Source organism: Synechococcus sp. CB0205 (assembly GCF_000179255.1).
GTDB lineage: Bacteria > Cyanobacteriota > Cyanobacteriia > PCC-6307 > Cyanobiaceae > Vulcanococcus.
The window spans coordinates 1-16391 of sequence record NZ_ADXM01000022.1; the positions used below are offsets into that span (position 1 = coordinate 1).

Below are 16391 nucleotides of genomic sequence, written 5' to 3' on the forward strand. Positions count from 1 at the left end.
TATGCGGGGACTGTTGGACCAGCTGCCGGACCTGCAGGGCCGCGTGCTGAAGATGCGCTACGCGATTCCATGCCGCGACGTCCCCGATCCTGATGAGCCGATGAGCCTCACCGGCATCGGCCGGGTCCTCGGCATCAGCCGCGACCGGGTCCGCAATCTTGAGCGTGATGGGTTGGCTGGTCTGCGCCGTTTGAGCCAGAACGTTCAGGCCTACGTTGCCGTTTGATCAAGAGCTCAGTACTTCGCTTCTGGATTGGTGGCTGGCCCATGGCCGTCATCAGATTCCTTGGAAACGGACTGCTCAAGGACGGGCGCCAGCTTCCCAGCAACTTCTGAACCCCTACCCGATCTGGGTTGCGGAGGTGATGCGAGCAGCCAGACAGCACAGCCAGACAACACAGTCGGCCTGCTCAAGGCCCGATCGCTTGTGTACTCCTGGCCTTCGGGCGATCCTGAGGTTTGAGTTGTTCCCATGACCCCAGCTACCCCGCCCAACGCCGCCAGCGAAACCGCCGCCATCGGTGAGATGCAGTTCCGCGCCATGGCGGCTGTGATCCGCGCCGAGATCCCCGAGGCGGAGGTGCGCTTGTTCGGTTCGCGCGCGCGTGGTGAAGCGCGGCCGGATTCCGACGTGGATCTGCTGATCACCGCTCCGGATGCCTGGCTGGCGCAGCAGGACCGGTTTGCGTTGCTGGGCCGCCTCTGGCGCCGGCTGGCTCACTACCCCGTTCCCGTGGATCTGCTGCTGCACTCCCGTTCTCAGCTGGAGGAGCGTTGTGGCTGGCGCGACCACGTGATCACTCGAGCCTGTCGGGAGGGACGACTGCTCAATGGTGAACCCCTAGATCCCCATGCCATCTGGGTGGGCGAGCACGGTAAACAACCCTTACTTTTTTTGTGGCGATCTGCAGCAGTTCGATGACAACCGCTTTTCGTCCTTTCTGCACACTGCTGATCGTGGGGCTGTTGGCCAGCGTTTTGGCGGCCTGTACCGATCAGCCCGAACCAAAGGCGCAGAACAGCGCAACCCCCTCCAACATCTGCGACTCCTCCGTCGCCACAGTGACCCTCCCCGAGGATCGCGGTCGCCTCTGCGGTCGCCTGATCAGCAATCCTCAGGGTCAGAATTCCCATGCCTACCTGGGGATTCCCTTTGCGGAACCGCCGACCGGTGAACGGCGCTGGACCGCGCCAGTTGCCAAAGCAAAGCTGGGCAGCAGCATCTTCAAAGCCACCCGCTTCGGTGAGGCCTGTATCCAGCCCTCCGCTGCCCTCAAGGGTTTTTCAGGCTCGGAAGACTGCCTCACGCTCAACATCTACAAACCGAGCAATGCCAGCTCTGAGCCGCTGCCGGTGATGGTGTACATCCCGGGCGGCGGCTTTCTGGCCTCCCAGAGCCCAGTGGAACTCAATGGCACCGCGCTGGCCAACAAAGGCGTGATTGTGGTGACCACCAACTATCGCCTCGGCCCCCTCGGCTTCCTGCGTTACACCGAGAACGATGCCGGCATCCAAGGCAACTTCGGCATTCAGGACCAGCAGCTGGCCATGCGCTGGGTGAAACAGAACATTGCCGCATTCGGCGGAAACCCAGAGCAGATCACCCTGTTCGGAGAGAGTGCCGGCGCCATGTCGGTGGGCCTGCATCTGTTCTCCATTCCCTCCAGCAATGAGCTGTTCAGGGCCGCAGTGATGGAATCGAACATCATGGGCATGCAGTACAACTCCGCCCAGACGGCCGCCACCACCGGCAGCCGCTTCGTGGAGTTGCTTTGCCGCAGCTATGCCAATGAGAACTGCGCCGCCGATGGGCCCTGGCTACGCAGTCTCAGCACAGAAGCGATCGCCCAGGCAGAACTGCTGACACTCCCCGCAGGAGGTATGCCTGGCCTGGTCGCCGAAGACCTGAGCACCGGAATGGTGGCCTGGACGCCGATCGTCCAGGTGGAGCCGGTGCTGGATCAACCGGATCTCGGCTACAGCCAAGGGGTCACCCCCCGGCCTTACGTCTTCGGGGTGAACCGTGATGAGGGCGCCTTCTTCCTGGCTGGCCCCAATACCCTGACCCCAGAGGACTACCGGCAACTCCTCAACAAAGCCTTCAGTCGTGCTCAGGCTGAGCAGATCCTCCGATATAGCGAACAGGGCCAACGCCTCTATTCCCCCTCCAACTACACACCCCGCCCCGGTGGCGGACTCACCCCAGCCAGCATTGCCCTGGCCCGACTGCAGACCGACTATTTCGTTGCCGCCGCCAACCTCAGAGCTGCAGGCCGGGCCTTCAAGCAGCAATCGACTGCTGGTGTGCCGAGCTACGGCTACCACTTCGTGTATCAGGCCAACTTCGACTTCAACGGCCTGCTGCGCTGCAGCGTGAACTCAGACATGGTCTGCCATACCGATGAGATTCCTTTCGTTTGGTCGACCTTCGTGGAGAAGAACGCCCTCGGAGCCACGGTGCAGGTCAAAGACCCAGGCCCGACCCCAGCGGAGTGGAAGCTGGCCGATGCCATGACCACAGCCTGGGCCGGGTTTGCCAAGGATCCCCTCCAGGGATGGGGGCATCCCCAGTTCAACGGCAAGCCTTCGGGAAACGTTGTGATCTGGAACGACCCGGTGGGGCAAGGGCCACTGATGCCTCCAGCCCGTTACGCCTTCTGGGAACCATTCCTGCCCTGAACAGCCCTCAGGTGACTTGCCGAATCCAGTGCCGTTCTAGTTGTGCCGTTCTGACTGAGTTAGTGCCTGAGCTCAGTCACTCCCTGCTGGCCTGGTGGGAAGTCCATGGCCGGAAGGATCCTGCGCTCAAGCCGTGGATGTTCACAAAGGACGGCAGGTGGCCCGAGCCCCATGAACATCTCAATGTCCTGGAGTGCTGGATCGCCGAGGTGATGCTCCAGCAGACCCAGCTACAGGTGGTGTTGCCCTATTGGACTCGCTGGATGGAGCGCTTCCCGACAGTGCTTGCTCTAGCGGAAGCCGATGAGCAAGAGATCCTGTTGCTCTGGCAAGGCCTTGGCTACTACTCCCGTGCTCGCCGGCTGCATCAAGGGGCCCAGCAGTTCCTGAGGACCTACGGGAAAGGTCTTTCCGACGATGCGTTCGACCGATGGCCCCGTGACCTCGAGAGCTGGTTGGCCTTGCCGGGAATTGGTCCAAGCACCGCCGGAAGCATCCTCTCGTCGGCCTTTGATCTTCCGTTTCCGATCCTTGATGGCAACGTCAAACGGGTGCTCTCGCGTTTGAGCGCTAGCTCTACGCCTCCGGCCCGCAACAGCAAAGAGCTCTGGGTTTTAAGCGAGCAGCTGCTTTCAAGGGAGCAGCCGCGCAACTTCAACCAGGCCCTGATGGATCTAGGGGCCACGGTCTGCACCCCCAAGAACCCCAGCTGCCAGCAATGCCCCTGGAGCGAGCAGTGCGCTGCCTACGCTTCCGGCGATCCACTGGCCTATCCCGTGAAAGAAGCCCCCCGCGAACTGCCCTTTCAGGTCATCGGCGTTGGCGTGGTCCTCAACGACGCGGGCGAGGTTCTGATTGATCAGCGCCTGAATGAAGGCTTGCTCGGTGGTCTTTGGGAATTCCCCGGCGGGAAGCAGGAACCCGGGGAGGCGATCGAGACCACCATCAGCCGCGAGCTGCAGGAAGAGCTGGCGATTGAGGTGCAGGTGGGGGAGGAGTTGATCAGCCTCGATCACGCTTACAGCCACAAACGCCTGCGCTTTGTCGTTCACCTCTGCCAATGGCGCTCCGGTGAGCCTCAGCCTTTGGCGTCGCAGCAGGTGCGTTGGGTTCAGCCCCAGCAGCTCAAGGATTTCCCGTTCCCCGCTGCCAACGCGCGGATTATTGCCGCCTTGCTGGCGCGTCTGCACCCTGAGGAGGGAACCGCCGCGGCCTGATCGATGCAACCAGCCCCCAAGGTGATTTGTCTGGGCGAGGCCCTGGTTGATCGCCTGGGGCCCTTGGGGGGAGATCCGGCGACGGCCACAGCGGATCACTGTGACGACCGCTTGGGCGGGGCTCCGGCGAACGTCGCCTGCGCCCTAGCCCGTCTGGGCACCCCCTCAGCCTTTGTTGGACGGCTGGGACGCGATGCCATCGGAGAGGCTTTTGAACACCTGATGGCCAACCGCGGCGTGGAGCTGGCGGGTCTGCAGCGGGATGCCACGCGCCCTAGTCGCGTGGTCTTGGTGCGCCGCCACGCCGATGGGGAGCGGGTCTTCCAGGGATTTGCCGGCGACCAGGGCCAGGGGTTCTCGGATCAGGCCCTGGATCAAACCGAGTTGGAGCGGTCCTGGCCGGCCTTGGTCGCCCAAGCCCAGTGGCTGTGGGTGGGCACGATTCCGCTGGCCACAGCTGCGTCGTCGGCCAGTTTGCGTTGGGCGGTGGATCAGGCCCAGGCAGCGGGGGTCCGGATTGCCTTGGACGTCAATTGGCGCCCGACGTTTTGGGATGTCAGCTCTGATCCAGCCGCCGGCCCGGACACGGCAGCCCTCAATGCGATGCAGCCCCTCATCGCTGCGGCGTCGCTGTTGAAGTTGGCCAAGGAAGAGGCGCTCTGGCTCTTCGGCAGTGCTGATCCGAGCGTCATCTCGGCGGGCCTGCCCCAAGTACCTGACGTTGTGGTGACTGATGGTGGGAACCCTGTCCATTGGTCTTTGGCCGGAGCCTCCGGGGTGCTCGAGGCCTTGGCGCCACCCCAGGTGGTGGATACCACCGGCGCCGGCGATGCCTTTAGTTCGGGTCTCCTGCATCAACTGGTGCAGGGGGGGGCGCCTCCGGAGCAGATGCTGCGTTTCGCAGCAGCCTGTGGTGCCTTGGTCTGCGGCGGGGCGGGGGCGATTGATCCTCAACCCGATGCGGTTGCGGTGCAGCGGTTTCTTGAGCGTTAGCGCTGCAGCATGGCCAGCCGTCCGGCCTCGGGGTCGTTGGGGTCAATCAGGTCCAGCTGCAGGGTCCAGGTGCCGTCTGGTTTGAAGCTCAGTCGCCCTGGCCACTCCACTGCCATCAAGGCGCCCAGCGCCTGGGCTTCCTCTTCTTCTTGGCAGAAGAGTTCATCGGCGGAGGCACTTTGCTCCAGGCGATAGAGGTCGAGATGGACCAAGGCGGCGGCCTGTCCTTGGTAATGCTGCGCCAAGGCAAAGGTGGGGCTAGTGATGGGTTCATCGATCTCGAGAGCCAGGGCAATCCCTTGCACCAGCGAGGTTTTGCCCGCTCCTAAATCCCCCTCCAGCAACAGGATGGGCCTGGGCTGCGGCAACGCGAGCCAGTCCAAGGCCAGTTGACGGCCCAGGTTTTGGGTCGCCGCCGCATCCGCTAACTGCACGCTCAGTTGTTGCATACCGATAGATTGCCCTTAAGCGAGCCCGAAGCCTCGGCGTCTCTGCAGATATTCCACACCTCTTGCCAAGCCACGGTCTGGGCTGGCGAGTGCATTCACCTCAAGAACATCAACCATGGTGGCCTCCCCCACTGCGCCTGCGCTGCAGAGCACCAGCACCTATGTGATCGCCGATCTGGGTCTGGCTGATTTCGGTCGCAAGGAGATCGAGATCGCTGAGACCGAGATGCCCGGTCTGGTGGCCCTGCGCAGCAAGTACGGCGCTGAGCAGCCCCTCAAGGGTGCCCGCATTGCGGGTTCCCTGCATATGACGATTCAGACCGCCGTTCTGATCGAAACCCTGGTCGCTCTGGGCGCCGAAGTGCGCTGGGCCAGCTGCAACATCTTCTCCACCCAGGACCACGCCGCTGCCGCGATTGCCGCTGCGGGTGTCCCTGTGTTCGCCTACAAGGGCGAGACCCTCGATGAGTACTGGGCCTTCACCCACCGCATCCTCGAGTGGGGCGATGGCGGTACCCCCAACATGATTCTCGATGACGGCGGCGATGCCACCGGCCTCGTGATCTTGGGCACCAAGGCCGAGAGCGATCCCTCCGTCCTGGACAACCCCAGCAACGAAGAGGAGACCGCGCTCTTCAACAGTATTCGCCAGAAGCTGGCAGCCCAGCCTGGCTTCTATTCCCGGATCAAGGCCCAGATCCAGGGCGTGACCGAGGAGACCACCACCGGTGTGGCCCGTCTTTATCAACTGCAGAAGAGCGGCGAACTCCCCTTCCCCGCCATCAACGTCAACGACTCCGTCACCAAGAGCAAGTTCGACAACCTCTACGGCTGCCGCGAGTCCCTGGTGGACAGCATCAAGCGCGCCACCGACGTGATGGTGGCCGGCAAGGTCGCCTTGGTCCTCGGCTATGGCGATGTAGGCAAGGGTTCGGCCCAATCCCTGCGTGGCCTTGGCGCCACCGTGATGATCGCTGAGATCGATCCGATCTGCGCCCTGCAGGCCGCCATGGAGGGCTACCGCGTCGTCCGCCTGGAGGACGTTGTGGCTGATGTCGACATCTTCGTCACTGCCACCGGCAACTTCCAGGTGATCCGCCACGAGCACCTGATCCAGATGAAGGATCAGGCGATCGTCTGCAACATCGGCCACTTCGATAACGAAATCGATGTCGCCTCGCTGAAGCAGTACACCTGGGAGAACATCAAGCCCCAGGTCGACCACATCACCCTGCCCAGCGGCAACAAGATCCTGTTGCTGGCCGAGGGTCGTCTGGTGAACCTGGGCTGCGCCACCGGCCACCCCAGCTTCGTGATGAGCAACTCCTTCACCAACCAGGTGCTGGCTCAGATCGAGCTCTTCAGCAAGGGCGCTCAGTACGCCAAAGAGGTCTACGTCCTGCCCAAGCACCTCGACGAGATGGTGGCTCGCCTCCACCTCGAGAAGATCGGCGCCAAGCTCACCGAGCTGTCCGCCGAGCAGGCCGCCTACATCAACGTTCCCGTTGAGGGCCCCTACAAGCTCGAGCACTACCGCTACTGAGCCTTGAGACAGCAAAGCCCCTCAACGCTGAGGGGCTTCTCTTCCTGAAGCCCGGTCGATGCAAGACCGGGTTTTTTTGTGCGCGTTCTGCGCGCGCTCCCGCTCAGAACGGCACTTCGTCTTCGCTGGGTGCGCCGCCACCGAAACCACCACCGCCAAAGCCATTGGCTTCGGCGTCACGTTTGGAGCCCAGCAGTTCCAGGCGGTCCACCCGAACGACGGGCTTGCTGCGCTCTTCGCCGCTGTTGCGGTCCGTCCAGCGGTCCAGCTTGAAGCTGCCGATGACCCCTAGTAGGGAGCCCTTGCGGACGTAGTCGGCGGCGACCTGAGCTTGCTTGCCCCAGATCTCCAGGTTGAACCAGTCGGGTTCGTCGTTATTGCTGCGGCGGTTCACCGCGATGGTCAGGTTGGCCACCATGCTGCCGGACTCGAAGTAGCGCACCTCGGGATCGCGGCCAGCGCGGCCGACCAGGGTGACGGAATTGACGCCCATGGCGTTCTCCTGCGTTTGCGTTGGATCAATGATGCAGTCCCCGGGCGGGGAGCTTCGAGGTGAGAGTTCCACCCTTTGCCCCGGATGTGTCACCACCGCTGCAAAACCCGAGTGGCAGCTAGGTCTTTGAGGGTGTCAGATCGCAGGATCTACCTATGCTTTGAAGGAATGGGGAGACGTCTGTGTTCTTCAAGCGTTTCCAGCTGTCCCGCGACATCGGTATCGATCTCGGGACGGCCAACACCCTGATGTATGTCTCCGGTAAGGGCATCGTCCTGCAGGAGCCCTCCGTGGTGGCGATCGACCTTGAGCGTGGTGTGCCCCTGGCGGTGGGGGATGAGGCGAAGCTGATGTTGGGCCGCACCCCTGGAAATATCCGTGCCGTGCGTCCTCTGCGCGATGGCGTGATCGCTGACTTCGACGCCGCTGAGCAGATGATCAAGACCTTTATTCAGAAAGGGAATGAGGGCCGCGGCATCGTGGCGCCCCGCTTGGTCATCGGCATCCCCAGCGGGGTCACCGGCGTGGAGCGGCGTGCGGTGCGCGAAGCGGGCTTAGCGGGCGCCCGCAATGTGCATTTGATTGATGAGCCCGTGGCCGCGGCCATCGGCGCGGGCCTGCCGGTGACCGAACCCGTCGGCACGATGATTGTCGACATCGGCGGCGGCACCACGGAGGTGGCGGTGCTCTCCCTTGGGGGCACGGTGCTCAGCGAGTCGGTGCGGGTCGCCGGTGATGAGCTGAGCGATTCGATCAGCAACTATCTGAAAAAGGTCCACAACCTGGTGGTGGGGGAGCGAACCGCCGAGGAGATCAAGATCCGGATCGGTTCGGCCTTCCCCGACGACGCTTTCGACGAATCGACGATGGATGTTCGGGGGTTGCATCTGCTATCTGGTCTGCCCCGCACGATTCCCGTGCGTGCCGGCGATATCCGCGAGGCGATGGCAGAGCCCCTGAACGTGATCGTGGAGGCGGTCAAGCGAACCCTGGAGCGCACGCCGCCGGAGTTGGCGGCTGACATCGTCGATCGGGGGATTGTGCTTGCGGGGGGCGGGGCCTTGGTTCGCGGCATCACCGATCTGATCAGCCACGAGACCGGAATCCTGGTGCACATCGCCGAGGATCCCTTGCTCTGCGTGGTCAACGGCTGCGGCCGCGTGATTGAGGACTACCAGCGTCTCGAGCGGGTGCTCGACACCCCTGACTTCAGCAGGCTGAATGCGTAATGGCCAGTCGAATCAACAAACTGGTTCAGGCCTGGCCTTGGTGGTTGCTGCTGGCCGTCTTGGCTGGTGTTCGGTTGACCAAGGGTGCGGGCGTCCTCGATGCCTACGCCCTGTTGAGTCGTCCGTTCTGGCCGGGCCAGGCCCAGTCCGAATGGCTCCGCTCCGCGCAGCAGTTGGATCAGCAGACGCGGCTGCAGCAGTTGGAGAGCGACAACGCTCGCCTGCGCGGTCTGGTTGCCCTGGATCAAGCCAAGGGTGCACGGATCTCGGCTCCGGTGATCTCCCGCCAGGCTTCCGGTTGGTGGCAACAGTTGGAGTTGGGCAAGGGCAGCCTGCAGGGGGTGCGCGCCGGCGCTGCCGTCCTCGCTCCGGGTGGGCTGATTGGCCGGGTCGCCAGCGTCACCCCCAGCACGGCACGCGTCGCGCTGCTGACCAACAGCACGAGCCGCCTTGGGGTCTGGGTCCCGCGGGTCAAGCGCCATGGCCTGTTGATTGGCGGCGATACGCCGCGGCCGCGGCTCCAGTTCCTGGATAAGGACACTGGGGTGCGCCCCGGAGATGTGGTGACCACCTCCCCCGCCAGCACCTTGCTTCCCCCCAACCTCACGGTGGGTGTTGTTCAGAGTGTCGATGATGAGTTGGTTCCAGCTCCCGATGCCGTGGTTCAACTGAGTGCACCGATCGACGCGGTCGATTGGGTGCAGTTGGTGTCCCGTTAGTGATGGCCGGATTGCACCGCCATGGCCTGTGTGTGGCCTCTGCCCTCTCGGTTCCGTCGCTGACCTTGCTCTCCCCGGGCTGGTTGAGCCTCGATGGCATTTCCCCCAGTTGGGCGGTGCTTTGGCTGCTGCCCTGGGCCTTGGTGGATGGGCCGTGGTCCGGCGCTTGTGCAGGCCTGGCCTTGGGCCTGCTGCTCGATGGCTTGCATGTCGGTCACCTCACCCAGCTGCCTGCTTTGGTGCTGTTGGGTTGGTGGTGGGGACTCCTCGGCCGGCGGGGTAGTCCGATTGAGCGCAGCTTCAACCTGGGGCTGCTGGCGGCCCTGGGCAGCCTGGTCCTAGGGGGCAGTTTCTTGCTCCAGTGGCGGTTCCAGGGTGTGTTGCCCGAGGGTGGCTTGCAGCTGCTGGCAGCTCAGGCTTTGATCACGGCCTTGCTGGCACCTCTGGTTTGTTCGGTTTTGCTGCTGCGTTGGCGACAACTGCTCTCCGCACGGGGTTGAAGACCCCCAAGCGGTTGGTCGCGGGGCTGCTGGCGGGTGCAGCGCTCACGGGGGTGCTCGCGGCTTGCGCCCCCGCTCGGCGGCAGACCTCCGCTCGCATTCCAATCCAGTTCTGGACCTTGGATCTGGCCCCCAAGTTCAACGACTACCTCAACGGAGTCATTGCCCGCTGGGAGCAGCAAAACCCTTGCTATGACGTGGTTTGGACCGATGTCCCCTGGGGATCGGTCGAGCGCAAGTTGCTGGCGGCGGTGTTTGCGCGCACGGCTCCCGATGTGGTGAACCTGAACCCGCTCTTCGCGGCCAACTTGGCCAGCAAGGGCGGCCTGCAGCCCCTTGAGCCCCTGTTGCCCCAGGGCGCTGCCGAGACCTATCTGCCGCTGATCTGGCAAGCGGGCCAAAGTGCCGCTGCCGATGGTCAGCCGCAGCAGTTCGCCATTCCTTGGTACCTGACGGCCCGGATCACCCTGGCCAACAGCCAGCTGTTGAGTCAGGCCGGCTACGACGCGCCGCCGCGCAGTTGGGCTGAGGTGCCGGCCTATGCCGAAGCCGTGAAGCGCCGAACGGGGCGCTATGCCCTGTTTGTGACCGTTGTTCCTGAGGACTCCGCCGAGTTACTCGAGTCCTTGGTGCAGATGGGGGTGACGCTGCTGGATCAGCGCCAGCGGGCGGCCTTCAACACGCCGGCGGGCCGGCGGGCTTTTGCGTTCTGGAGCGATCTCTATCGCCGCGGCCTGCTGCCCCGGGAGGTGGTCAGCCAGGGCTACCGGCGTGCGATTGAGCTCTATCAAAGCGGTGAGTTGGCCCAGGTGGGCAGCGGGGCCGAGTTCCTGCGCAGCATCCAGACCAATGCGCCCCAGGTGGCCGCGGCCACCCGTCCCTACCCGCCCCTGACCGGTGCCAATGGGGCCGCCAATGTGGCGGTGATGACCCTGGCGATTCCCCGCCAGAGCAAGGTGGCCGGGCCGGCGACCCGCTTCGCTCTGTTTCTGACCGATGCCAATAACCAGGCGCGTTTTGCCGAGCAGGCACGGGTGCTGCCTTCGTCCACCGGCGCTTTGCGGCAGGTGGAAGAGGCCCTGGCGGATGAGCAACCGTCGACTCAGGCGGAGCAGCTGGTGCGGCAGGCCCGTTTGCTCTCGGCCCAAACCTTGAGTTCAGCTCGGGTGCTGGTGCCGGCCAGCCCTGGGGTGAAGCGGCTCCAAGCCATCGTCTACACCCAGCTGCAGCGGGCGATGTTGGGCCAGATCAGCAGTGATGCGGCCTTGGCTGAGGCGGAGCGTCAATGGAACGCCTATGCCGCAGGACGCTGGCCCTAGGTCGACCTGGAGAAAACCTTAAGACTGGCGCTGCATAGCTCAGCTGGCCGGCAAAAGGCTATCGCCAAGTGAGGTCTGAGAGTTAACGTTGCGCTTCTTCACGCTGTGTAGTGCATGCCGCTCGACGAGCAGCAACGACAGAGTGATGCCTCTTCTGTCGAGGCTTCGTCAGAGCAGCGCGCCACCGTGATGGTGGTGGATGACGAGCCGGCCGTCCGTCGAGTGCTCGTGATGCGTCTCCAGCTGGCTGGCTACCAGGTGGTCTGCGCTGAAGACGGTGAGGAAGCGCTCGCCCTCTTCCACAAAGAGCAGCCTGATCTGGTGGTGCTCGACGTGATGCTCCCGAAGCTCGATGGCTTCGCGGTGTGTCGGCGCCTGCGGGCGGAGTCCTGCGTGCCGATCATTTTTCTCTCGGCCTTGGATGCCATCGCCGAGCGGGTCGCCGGCTTGGATCTGGGGGCAGACGACTATCTGCCGAAACCCTTCAGTCCTAAAGAGCTGGAGGCTCGGATCGCCACGATCCTGCGCCGCGTTGGCCGCGGTTCGGCCACCAACGAGCCCCGGGATGTTCCCGCGGGTCAGGGCGTTCTGCGCGTCGGCGACCTGGTGGTGGACACCAATCGCCGCCAGGTCACCCGTGATGGTGAGCGCATTGGTTTGACCTACACCGAATTCAGCTTGCTGGAACTGCTGTTCCGTGAGCCTGGCCGGGTCGTTCCCCGCGCTGAGATCCTCGAGCAGCTTTGGGGCTATCCGCCCCGCCGTGCAGCCGATCTGCGGGTCGTGGATGTCTACGTGGCCCGTCTGCGCGGCAAGCTCGAGCCTGACCCGCGCAACCCCGAACTGATCTTGACCGTGCGCGGCACCGGTTACGCCTCCCAGCGCATGGGCGAGAACGCCCCGATGGCGGCCGCCAGCTAATCGGCTGCCTGCCAAGCTGAGATTTAGCAGCAAGTCCGGGCCCGATGGCCGTTGATTCCTCTTCCTCCACCTGGAGTCAGCGTTTTGAGCAGGGTCTGCATCCAGCGATTGAGCGCTTCAACGCGTCGATTGGGTTTGACATCGAGCTGCTGCAGCAGGACCTGGACGGATCGATCGCCCATGCCCGGATGTTGGGCAGCACGGGGGTGATCACGGCCCAGGAGGCTGAGCAGCTGGTCGCTGGTCTGGAGCAGGTGCGCGCCGAGGCGGCGGCGGGTCAGTTCAAGCCTGGCCTGGAGGATGAGGACGTGCACTTCGCCGTGGAGCGAAGGCTGATCGCGATCCTGGGTCCCCTGGGTAAAAAGCTCCATACCGGACGCTCCCGCAATGACCAGGTCGGCACGGATTTGCGCCTCTGGCTACGGAGCCAGATTGATGCCATCGATGGCGCCTTAGTGCGCTTTGAGCAGTCGTTGCTCGCCCAGGCCGAAGCCCACGTGGAGGTGATGATCCCCGGTTACACCCACCTACAGCGGGCTCAGCCGATCTGTCTGGCCCATCACCTGCTGGCCTACGTGGAGATGGCGGAGCGGGACCGTGCTCGCCTGAAGGACCTGCGCAAGCGGGTCAACATCTGTCCCCTTGGCGCCGCTGCCTTAGCGGGGACGCCAGTGCCGATTGATCGGCGGCAGACGGCGGCCGCTTTGGGTTTTGAGGATGTTTACGCCAACAGCCTGGACGCCGTCAGCGACCGCGATTTCGCGGTGGAGTTCAGTGCGGCCGCCAGCCTGGTGATGGTGCACCTGAGTCGCCTGAGCGAGGAGGTGATCCTGTGGGCTAGTGAGGAGTTTCGCTTCGTCAGCCTCACTGATCGTTGCGCGACGGGCAGCAGCCTGATGCCCCAGAAGAAAAACCCCGATGTCCCTGAATTGGTCCGGGGCAAATGCGGGCGCGTGTTCGGGCACCTGCAGGGGCTGCTGGTGATGATCAAGGGCCTTCCCCTGGCTTACAACAAGGATTTCCAGGAGGACAAGGAGGCTCTGTTTGACGCCGTAGCCACCACCCTGGCCAGCTTGGAGGCGATGGCGATCCTGTTTGAAGAGGGTCTGGAGTTTCGTCCGCAGCGTCTGGAACAGGCGGTGGAGAGTGACTTCTCCAATGCCACCGATGTGGCGGACTACCTGGTCGGTAAAGGTGTCCCCTTCCGGGAGGCTTATCAACTCGTCGGCGGCCTGGTCAAAACCTGTTTGCAGGAGGGGATCCTGCTGCGCCAGCTGCCCTTGGAGCGTTGGCAGCAGCTCCATGAAGCCTTTGGAACCGACATTTTTGACGCCATCCATCCCCGCCAGGTGGTTGCCGCCCGACGCAGTGAGGGGGGAACAGCGTTCGAACAGGTCAGGCTTCAACTGGAGCGAGCCAAACAGCGGCTGGCTGATTGAGAGCGGCCGTTCAAATCGCTTCAGCCGGTCTAAGGTTCTGGAGCTGAATCAACGCCGAATCGGCCCGGACGGCCTGTGAGCATCTTTGTTGGCAACCTTCCTTTTCGCGCAGAGCAAGAGGACGTCGCCGAGTTGTTTGCCCCCTTTGGTGAAGTTGCCAATTGCTCCCTTCCCCTAGAGCGCGATACCGGCCGCAAGCGTGGGTTCGCCTTCGTCGAACTCGTTGACCCCGAGAGCGAAGACCGGGCGATCGATGCTCTGCAGGGGGCTGAACTGATGGGTCGACCCCTGCGTATCAACAAGGCGGAACCCCGTTCTCCCGGCGGCGGTGGTGGAGCCCCCCGCCGCGGCGGCTATGGCGGTGGTGGATACGGAGGCGGTTCTGGTTACGGCGGTGCCGGCGGTTATGAGCCCAACCGCTCACCTGAACCTCGTGGTGATCGTCCATCCGGTGCCCAGGGCTGGGAAGACCGCAGCTACGGCAGTCAGAACGATTCCTTTGGCGAGGGTCGGGCTCGCCGTCGCCGCAGCAGCTACCAGGGCGATTAGTCCTGGCGGGCGATCACGCCCCAAAAGAGGCCATAGAGCGCTGCGACCAGGCCGAGGCTTGAGCCCCAACTGGGGCCCAGGCTGAAGCCCAAGCCGAGGTTGATGCCGAAGCCCAGCACCAGGGCAAGGGCAAGGCAGCCGCTGAGCTTGAGGCTGGCCTGCCCCGCTGCGTCGTCTTCGTTCAGCAGCCGCCCACTGAGGGGGATGTAGGCACTCAAGGCCCAGAGCGCCGTGCCTGGAAGCCAGAGAGTCCAGCTCATTAGCAGCCAGTCGGTGATCACCCGGCGCCCCCAGGGCAGTGGATCTCCCTAGCATCGCCCCTCAGCCGCAGGCCCCCGTGACCACGAGCACCTGGCAGTTTCAGGGGTTTCCCATCCATTGCCTGCAGCAGGGCACGAGCGCCGCTGACCGTCCTGCAGTGTTGTTGGTGCATGGCTTTGGCGCCTCGACCGACCACTGGCGCTTCAATATCCCGGCCCTGCAGCAGCACTACGAGGTCCATGCGTTGGATCTGCTGGGCTTTGGCCGCAGTGCCAAGCCCGCCGGCCCGAGCTATGGCGGTGCCCTCTGGCGCGATCAGTTGGTGAGCTACGTCAGGGAGCGCATTGGCCGGCCGACGGTCCTCGTTGGTAACTCTCTGGGGGGTTACGCCGCCCTGGCTGCTGGGGCGGCGTTGGGTTCAGACAGTGCGGGGGTGGCCCTGCTGAATGCCGCTGGACCGTTTTCTGATGAACAGGGCGAGCCCAAAGGCTGGGGTGCGATCACCCGCCGAACGGTCGGATCGGCCCTGCTCAAGAGCCCGATCCTGCAGCGCCTGTTGTTTGAAAACATGCGCCGTCCGGGCAACGTGCGCCGCACCCTGAATCAGGTCTACATCGATCGCACCAACGTCGATGACGAACTGGTGGAGTCGATCCTGGCTCCCTCCCGTGATCCCGGAGCATTCGGGGTGTTCCGCACGGTCTTTGACATTCCCCGGGGCCAGCCCCTGGATGAGCTGTTTGCCGAGCTGCAGTCACCGCTGCTGCTGCTCTGGGGCATTCGCGATCCCTGGATCAACGCCGCAGGCCGTCGCGGCGCCTTTCAGCGTCACGCACCAGCGAAGACCACGGAAGTGGTCCTCCAGGCTGGCCATTGTCCCCACGATGAGGTGCCGGACCAGGTGAACGCCGCTCTGCTGGAGTGGCTGGATCAACTCCCTTAGCTTTTATGGCATCAGGACGGAAGCGGCGCTTTCTGGGTTACGGCGCCCTGAACGTTCTGGTGACCAACCTGGTGCTCCAGGGTTTGCTGTTGGTGCTGGGCACAGGCTTGGCAACGTTCCTGAGTCAGCTTTTGAACGTGGCCTTGGGCTTTGTGCTGTACGGGAAGCGGGTGTTTCGGGTGGACCGTCTTCAGAAACGCTCGGCGATTTTCTATGCGCTGATGGCTTTGGGTCTCTGGTGGTGCAATTGGGCGGGCATCAGCCTTTTAGCCGGTTGGGGCCTTTCCAGGAATCTGGCGGCCTTGCTGCTGATTCCAGTGCTTGCGGCGTTGTCCTACACGGTTCAAAAGCTGGTGGTGTTCCGCTAGGCCCCCGTTGAGCCTGTGCTGAAGTAGGTCAAGTCATTCTTCGGAATCGCGGCAATGCAAACCGAGAGCACACGTCCTTTGCTTTCGGTTGTGATTCCTTGTTTCAACGAGGCCGGGACGATCCTTGACTTGATCGAACGGGTCAGGCAGGCACCGGTGGCTTCCAAGCAGCTCATCGTTGTTGATGACGGCTCCAGCGATGGGACCCGTGAGTTGCTGAAGGGATTGAGCGCGCCGGACCTTACTGTGTTGCTTCATGAGCGCAACGAGGGGAAAGGGGCGGCGCTCGCAACTGGTTTTGCCGCCGCCCGAGGTCAGATTTGCATTGTTCAAGATGCTGACCTCGAGTACGACCCCAATGAATATCCGCTTGTGATTAGCCCGATCATTCAGGGCAAAGCCGATGTGGTTTTTGGTAGTCGATTTCAGGGCGCGGCTCCCCATCGCGTGGTCTATTTCTGGCACCGCATGGGGAATGGTTTTTTGACGTTGATGAGCAATATGTTGACTGATCTAAACCTCACGGATATGGAGACTTGTTATAAAGCGTTCCGCACTGAGATTATTCAATCGATTCCGATTCAAGAGAAGCGCTTTGGTTTTGAACCGGAAATTACGGCCAAGGTGGCGAAGCGCCGCTGCCGCATTTATGAGGTCGGCATCTCCTATTACGGTCGCACCTACGACGAAGGTAAGAAAATTGGTTGGAAGGACGGAGTCCGTGCCGTTTGGTGCATTCTCAAGTACAACCTCTGGGCACGCTGATGCT

The 16391-nt window shown here is 63.2% G+C and carries 19 protein-coding genes; 16 read left to right on the forward strand and 3 right to left on the reverse strand.

All coding sequences use genetic code 11. From position 1 onward, the window contains the following. From CB0205_RS0103130 to CB0205_RS0103155, 5 genes are all read left to right on the forward strand, one after another. A partial coding sequence (locus CB0205_RS0103130; protein ID WP_010314225.1) for a sigma factor-like helix-turn-helix DNA-binding protein occupies nt 1–226 on the forward strand: 226 nt, incomplete at its 5' end. Between the two features lie 246 nt (nt 227–472). After that, nucleotides 473–922 (forward strand): nucleotidyltransferase domain-containing protein, encoded by a 450-nt coding sequence (locus CB0205_RS15640; protein ID WP_010314230.1) that lies wholly within the window; start codon nt 473–475, stop codon nt 920–922. Then, complete coding sequence (locus CB0205_RS15030) at nt 919–2679, forward strand: carboxylesterase family protein (RefSeq protein ID WP_010314233.1); 1761 nt, start codon at nt 919–921, stop codon at nt 2677–2679. The genes CB0205_RS15640 and CB0205_RS15030 overlap by 4 nt, the downstream gene beginning before the upstream one ends. Nucleotides 2680–2741: 62 nt before the next feature. Beyond that, the gene (mutT, locus tag CB0205_RS0103150; protein ID WP_010314236.1) at nt 2742–3896 is read left to right on the forward strand and encodes an 8-oxo-dGTP diphosphatase MutT; all 1155 of its coding nucleotides are present in this window, start codon (nt 2742–2744) and stop codon (nt 3894–3896) included. A gap of 3 nt (nt 3897–3899) precedes the next feature. After that, nucleotides 3900–4889 (forward strand): carbohydrate kinase, encoded by a 990-nt coding sequence (locus tag CB0205_RS0103155; RefSeq protein WP_010314238.1) that lies wholly within the window; start codon nt 3900–3902, stop codon nt 4887–4889. Here the strand turns inward: CB0205_RS0103155 and tsaE are convergent. Continuing rightward, nucleotides 4886–5338, reverse strand: a complete 453-nt coding sequence (gene tsaE, locus CB0205_RS0103160) for a tRNA (adenosine(37)-N6)-threonylcarbamoyltransferase complex ATPase subunit type 1 TsaE (RefSeq protein ID WP_010314241.1) — start codon at nt 5336–5338, stop codon at nt 4886–4888. The genes CB0205_RS0103155 and tsaE overlap by 4 nt on opposite strands. Before the next feature lie 115 nt (nt 5339–5453). Here tsaE and ahcY point away from each other — a divergent pair, with 115 nt between their 5' ends. After that, nucleotides 5454–6881: an adenosylhomocysteinase gene (gene ahcY, locus CB0205_RS0103165; RefSeq protein ID WP_010314243.1), complete on the forward strand. Its 1428-nt coding sequence runs from the start codon at nt 5454–5456 to the stop codon at nt 6879–6881. Between the two features lie 103 nt (nt 6882–6984). Here the strand turns inward: ahcY and CB0205_RS0103170 are convergent, their stop codons facing one another. Beyond that, complete coding sequence (locus tag CB0205_RS0103170; protein WP_010314246.1) at nt 6985–7374, reverse strand: single-stranded DNA-binding protein; 390 nt, start codon at nt 7372–7374, stop codon at nt 6985–6987. A gap of 182 nt (nt 7375–7556) precedes the next feature. Between CB0205_RS0103170 and CB0205_RS0103175 the strand changes: the two genes are divergently transcribed. From CB0205_RS0103175 to CB0205_RS0103205, 7 genes are all read left to right on the forward strand, one after another. Next, on the forward strand, nt 7557–8603 hold the full coding sequence (locus tag CB0205_RS0103175) for a rod shape-determining protein (protein WP_010314249.1): 1047 nt from the start codon (nt 7557–7559) through the stop codon (nt 8601–8603). After that, nucleotides 8603–9322, forward strand: a complete 720-nt coding sequence (gene mreC, locus CB0205_RS0103180; RefSeq protein ID WP_010314251.1) for a rod shape-determining protein MreC — start codon at nt 8603–8605, stop codon at nt 9320–9322. Before CB0205_RS0103175 ends, mreC begins: the two co-directional genes overlap by 1 nt. A gap of 2 nt (nt 9323–9324) precedes the next feature. Further along, nucleotides 9325–9822, forward strand: a complete 498-nt coding sequence (locus CB0205_RS0103185; RefSeq protein ID WP_029626084.1) for a hypothetical protein — start codon at nt 9325–9327, stop codon at nt 9820–9822. Next, on the forward strand, nt 9792–11141 hold the full coding sequence (locus tag CB0205_RS0103190) for an ABC transporter substrate-binding protein (RefSeq protein WP_369791650.1): 1350 nt from the start codon (nt 9792–9794) through the stop codon (nt 11139–11141). Before CB0205_RS0103185 ends, CB0205_RS0103190 begins: the two co-directional genes overlap by 31 nt. 114 nt (nt 11142–11255) lie before the next feature. Further along, complete coding sequence (gene rpaB, locus CB0205_RS0103195) at nt 11256–12062, forward strand: response regulator transcription factor RpaB (protein ID WP_010314257.1); 807 nt, start codon at nt 11256–11258, stop codon at nt 12060–12062. 44 nt (nt 12063–12106) lie between these two features. Continuing rightward, the gene (argH, locus tag CB0205_RS0103200) at nt 12107–13501 is read left to right on the forward strand and encodes an argininosuccinate lyase (protein WP_010314259.1); all 1395 of its coding nucleotides are present in this window, start codon (nt 12107–12109) and stop codon (nt 13499–13501) included. 75 nt (nt 13502–13576) lie between these two features. Further along, nucleotides 13577–14050 (forward strand): RNA-binding protein, encoded by a 474-nt coding sequence (locus CB0205_RS0103205; RefSeq protein WP_010314261.1) that lies wholly within the window; start codon nt 13577–13579, stop codon nt 14048–14050. Here CB0205_RS0103205 and CB0205_RS0103210 read toward each other — a convergent pair. Beyond that, nucleotides 14047–14310 (reverse strand): hypothetical protein, encoded by a 264-nt coding sequence (locus CB0205_RS0103210; protein WP_010314263.1) that lies wholly within the window; start codon nt 14308–14310, stop codon nt 14047–14049. The two genes, CB0205_RS0103205 and CB0205_RS0103210, sit on opposite strands and share 4 nt — an antisense overlap. Nucleotides 14311–14387: 77 nt before the next feature. Between CB0205_RS0103210 and CB0205_RS0103215 the strand changes: the two genes are divergently transcribed. From CB0205_RS0103215 to CB0205_RS0103225, 3 genes are read left to right on the forward strand one after another with little or no spacing between them, the layout of a single operon-like run. Further along, on the forward strand, nt 14388–15254 hold the full coding sequence (locus CB0205_RS0103215; RefSeq protein WP_010314265.1) for an alpha/beta fold hydrolase: 867 nt from the start codon (nt 14388–14390) through the stop codon (nt 15252–15254). Nucleotides 15255–15259: 5 nt separating this feature from the next. Continuing rightward, nucleotides 15260–15622, forward strand: coding sequence for a GtrA family protein (locus tag CB0205_RS0103220; RefSeq protein ID WP_010314268.1), 363 nt, complete (start codon nt 15260–15262; stop codon nt 15620–15622). Between the two features lie 54 nt (nt 15623–15676). Next, complete coding sequence (locus CB0205_RS0103225) at nt 15677–16387, forward strand: glycosyltransferase family 2 protein (protein ID WP_043705329.1); 711 nt, start codon at nt 15677–15679, stop codon at nt 16385–16387. Nucleotides 16388–16391: the final 4 nt, after the last annotated feature.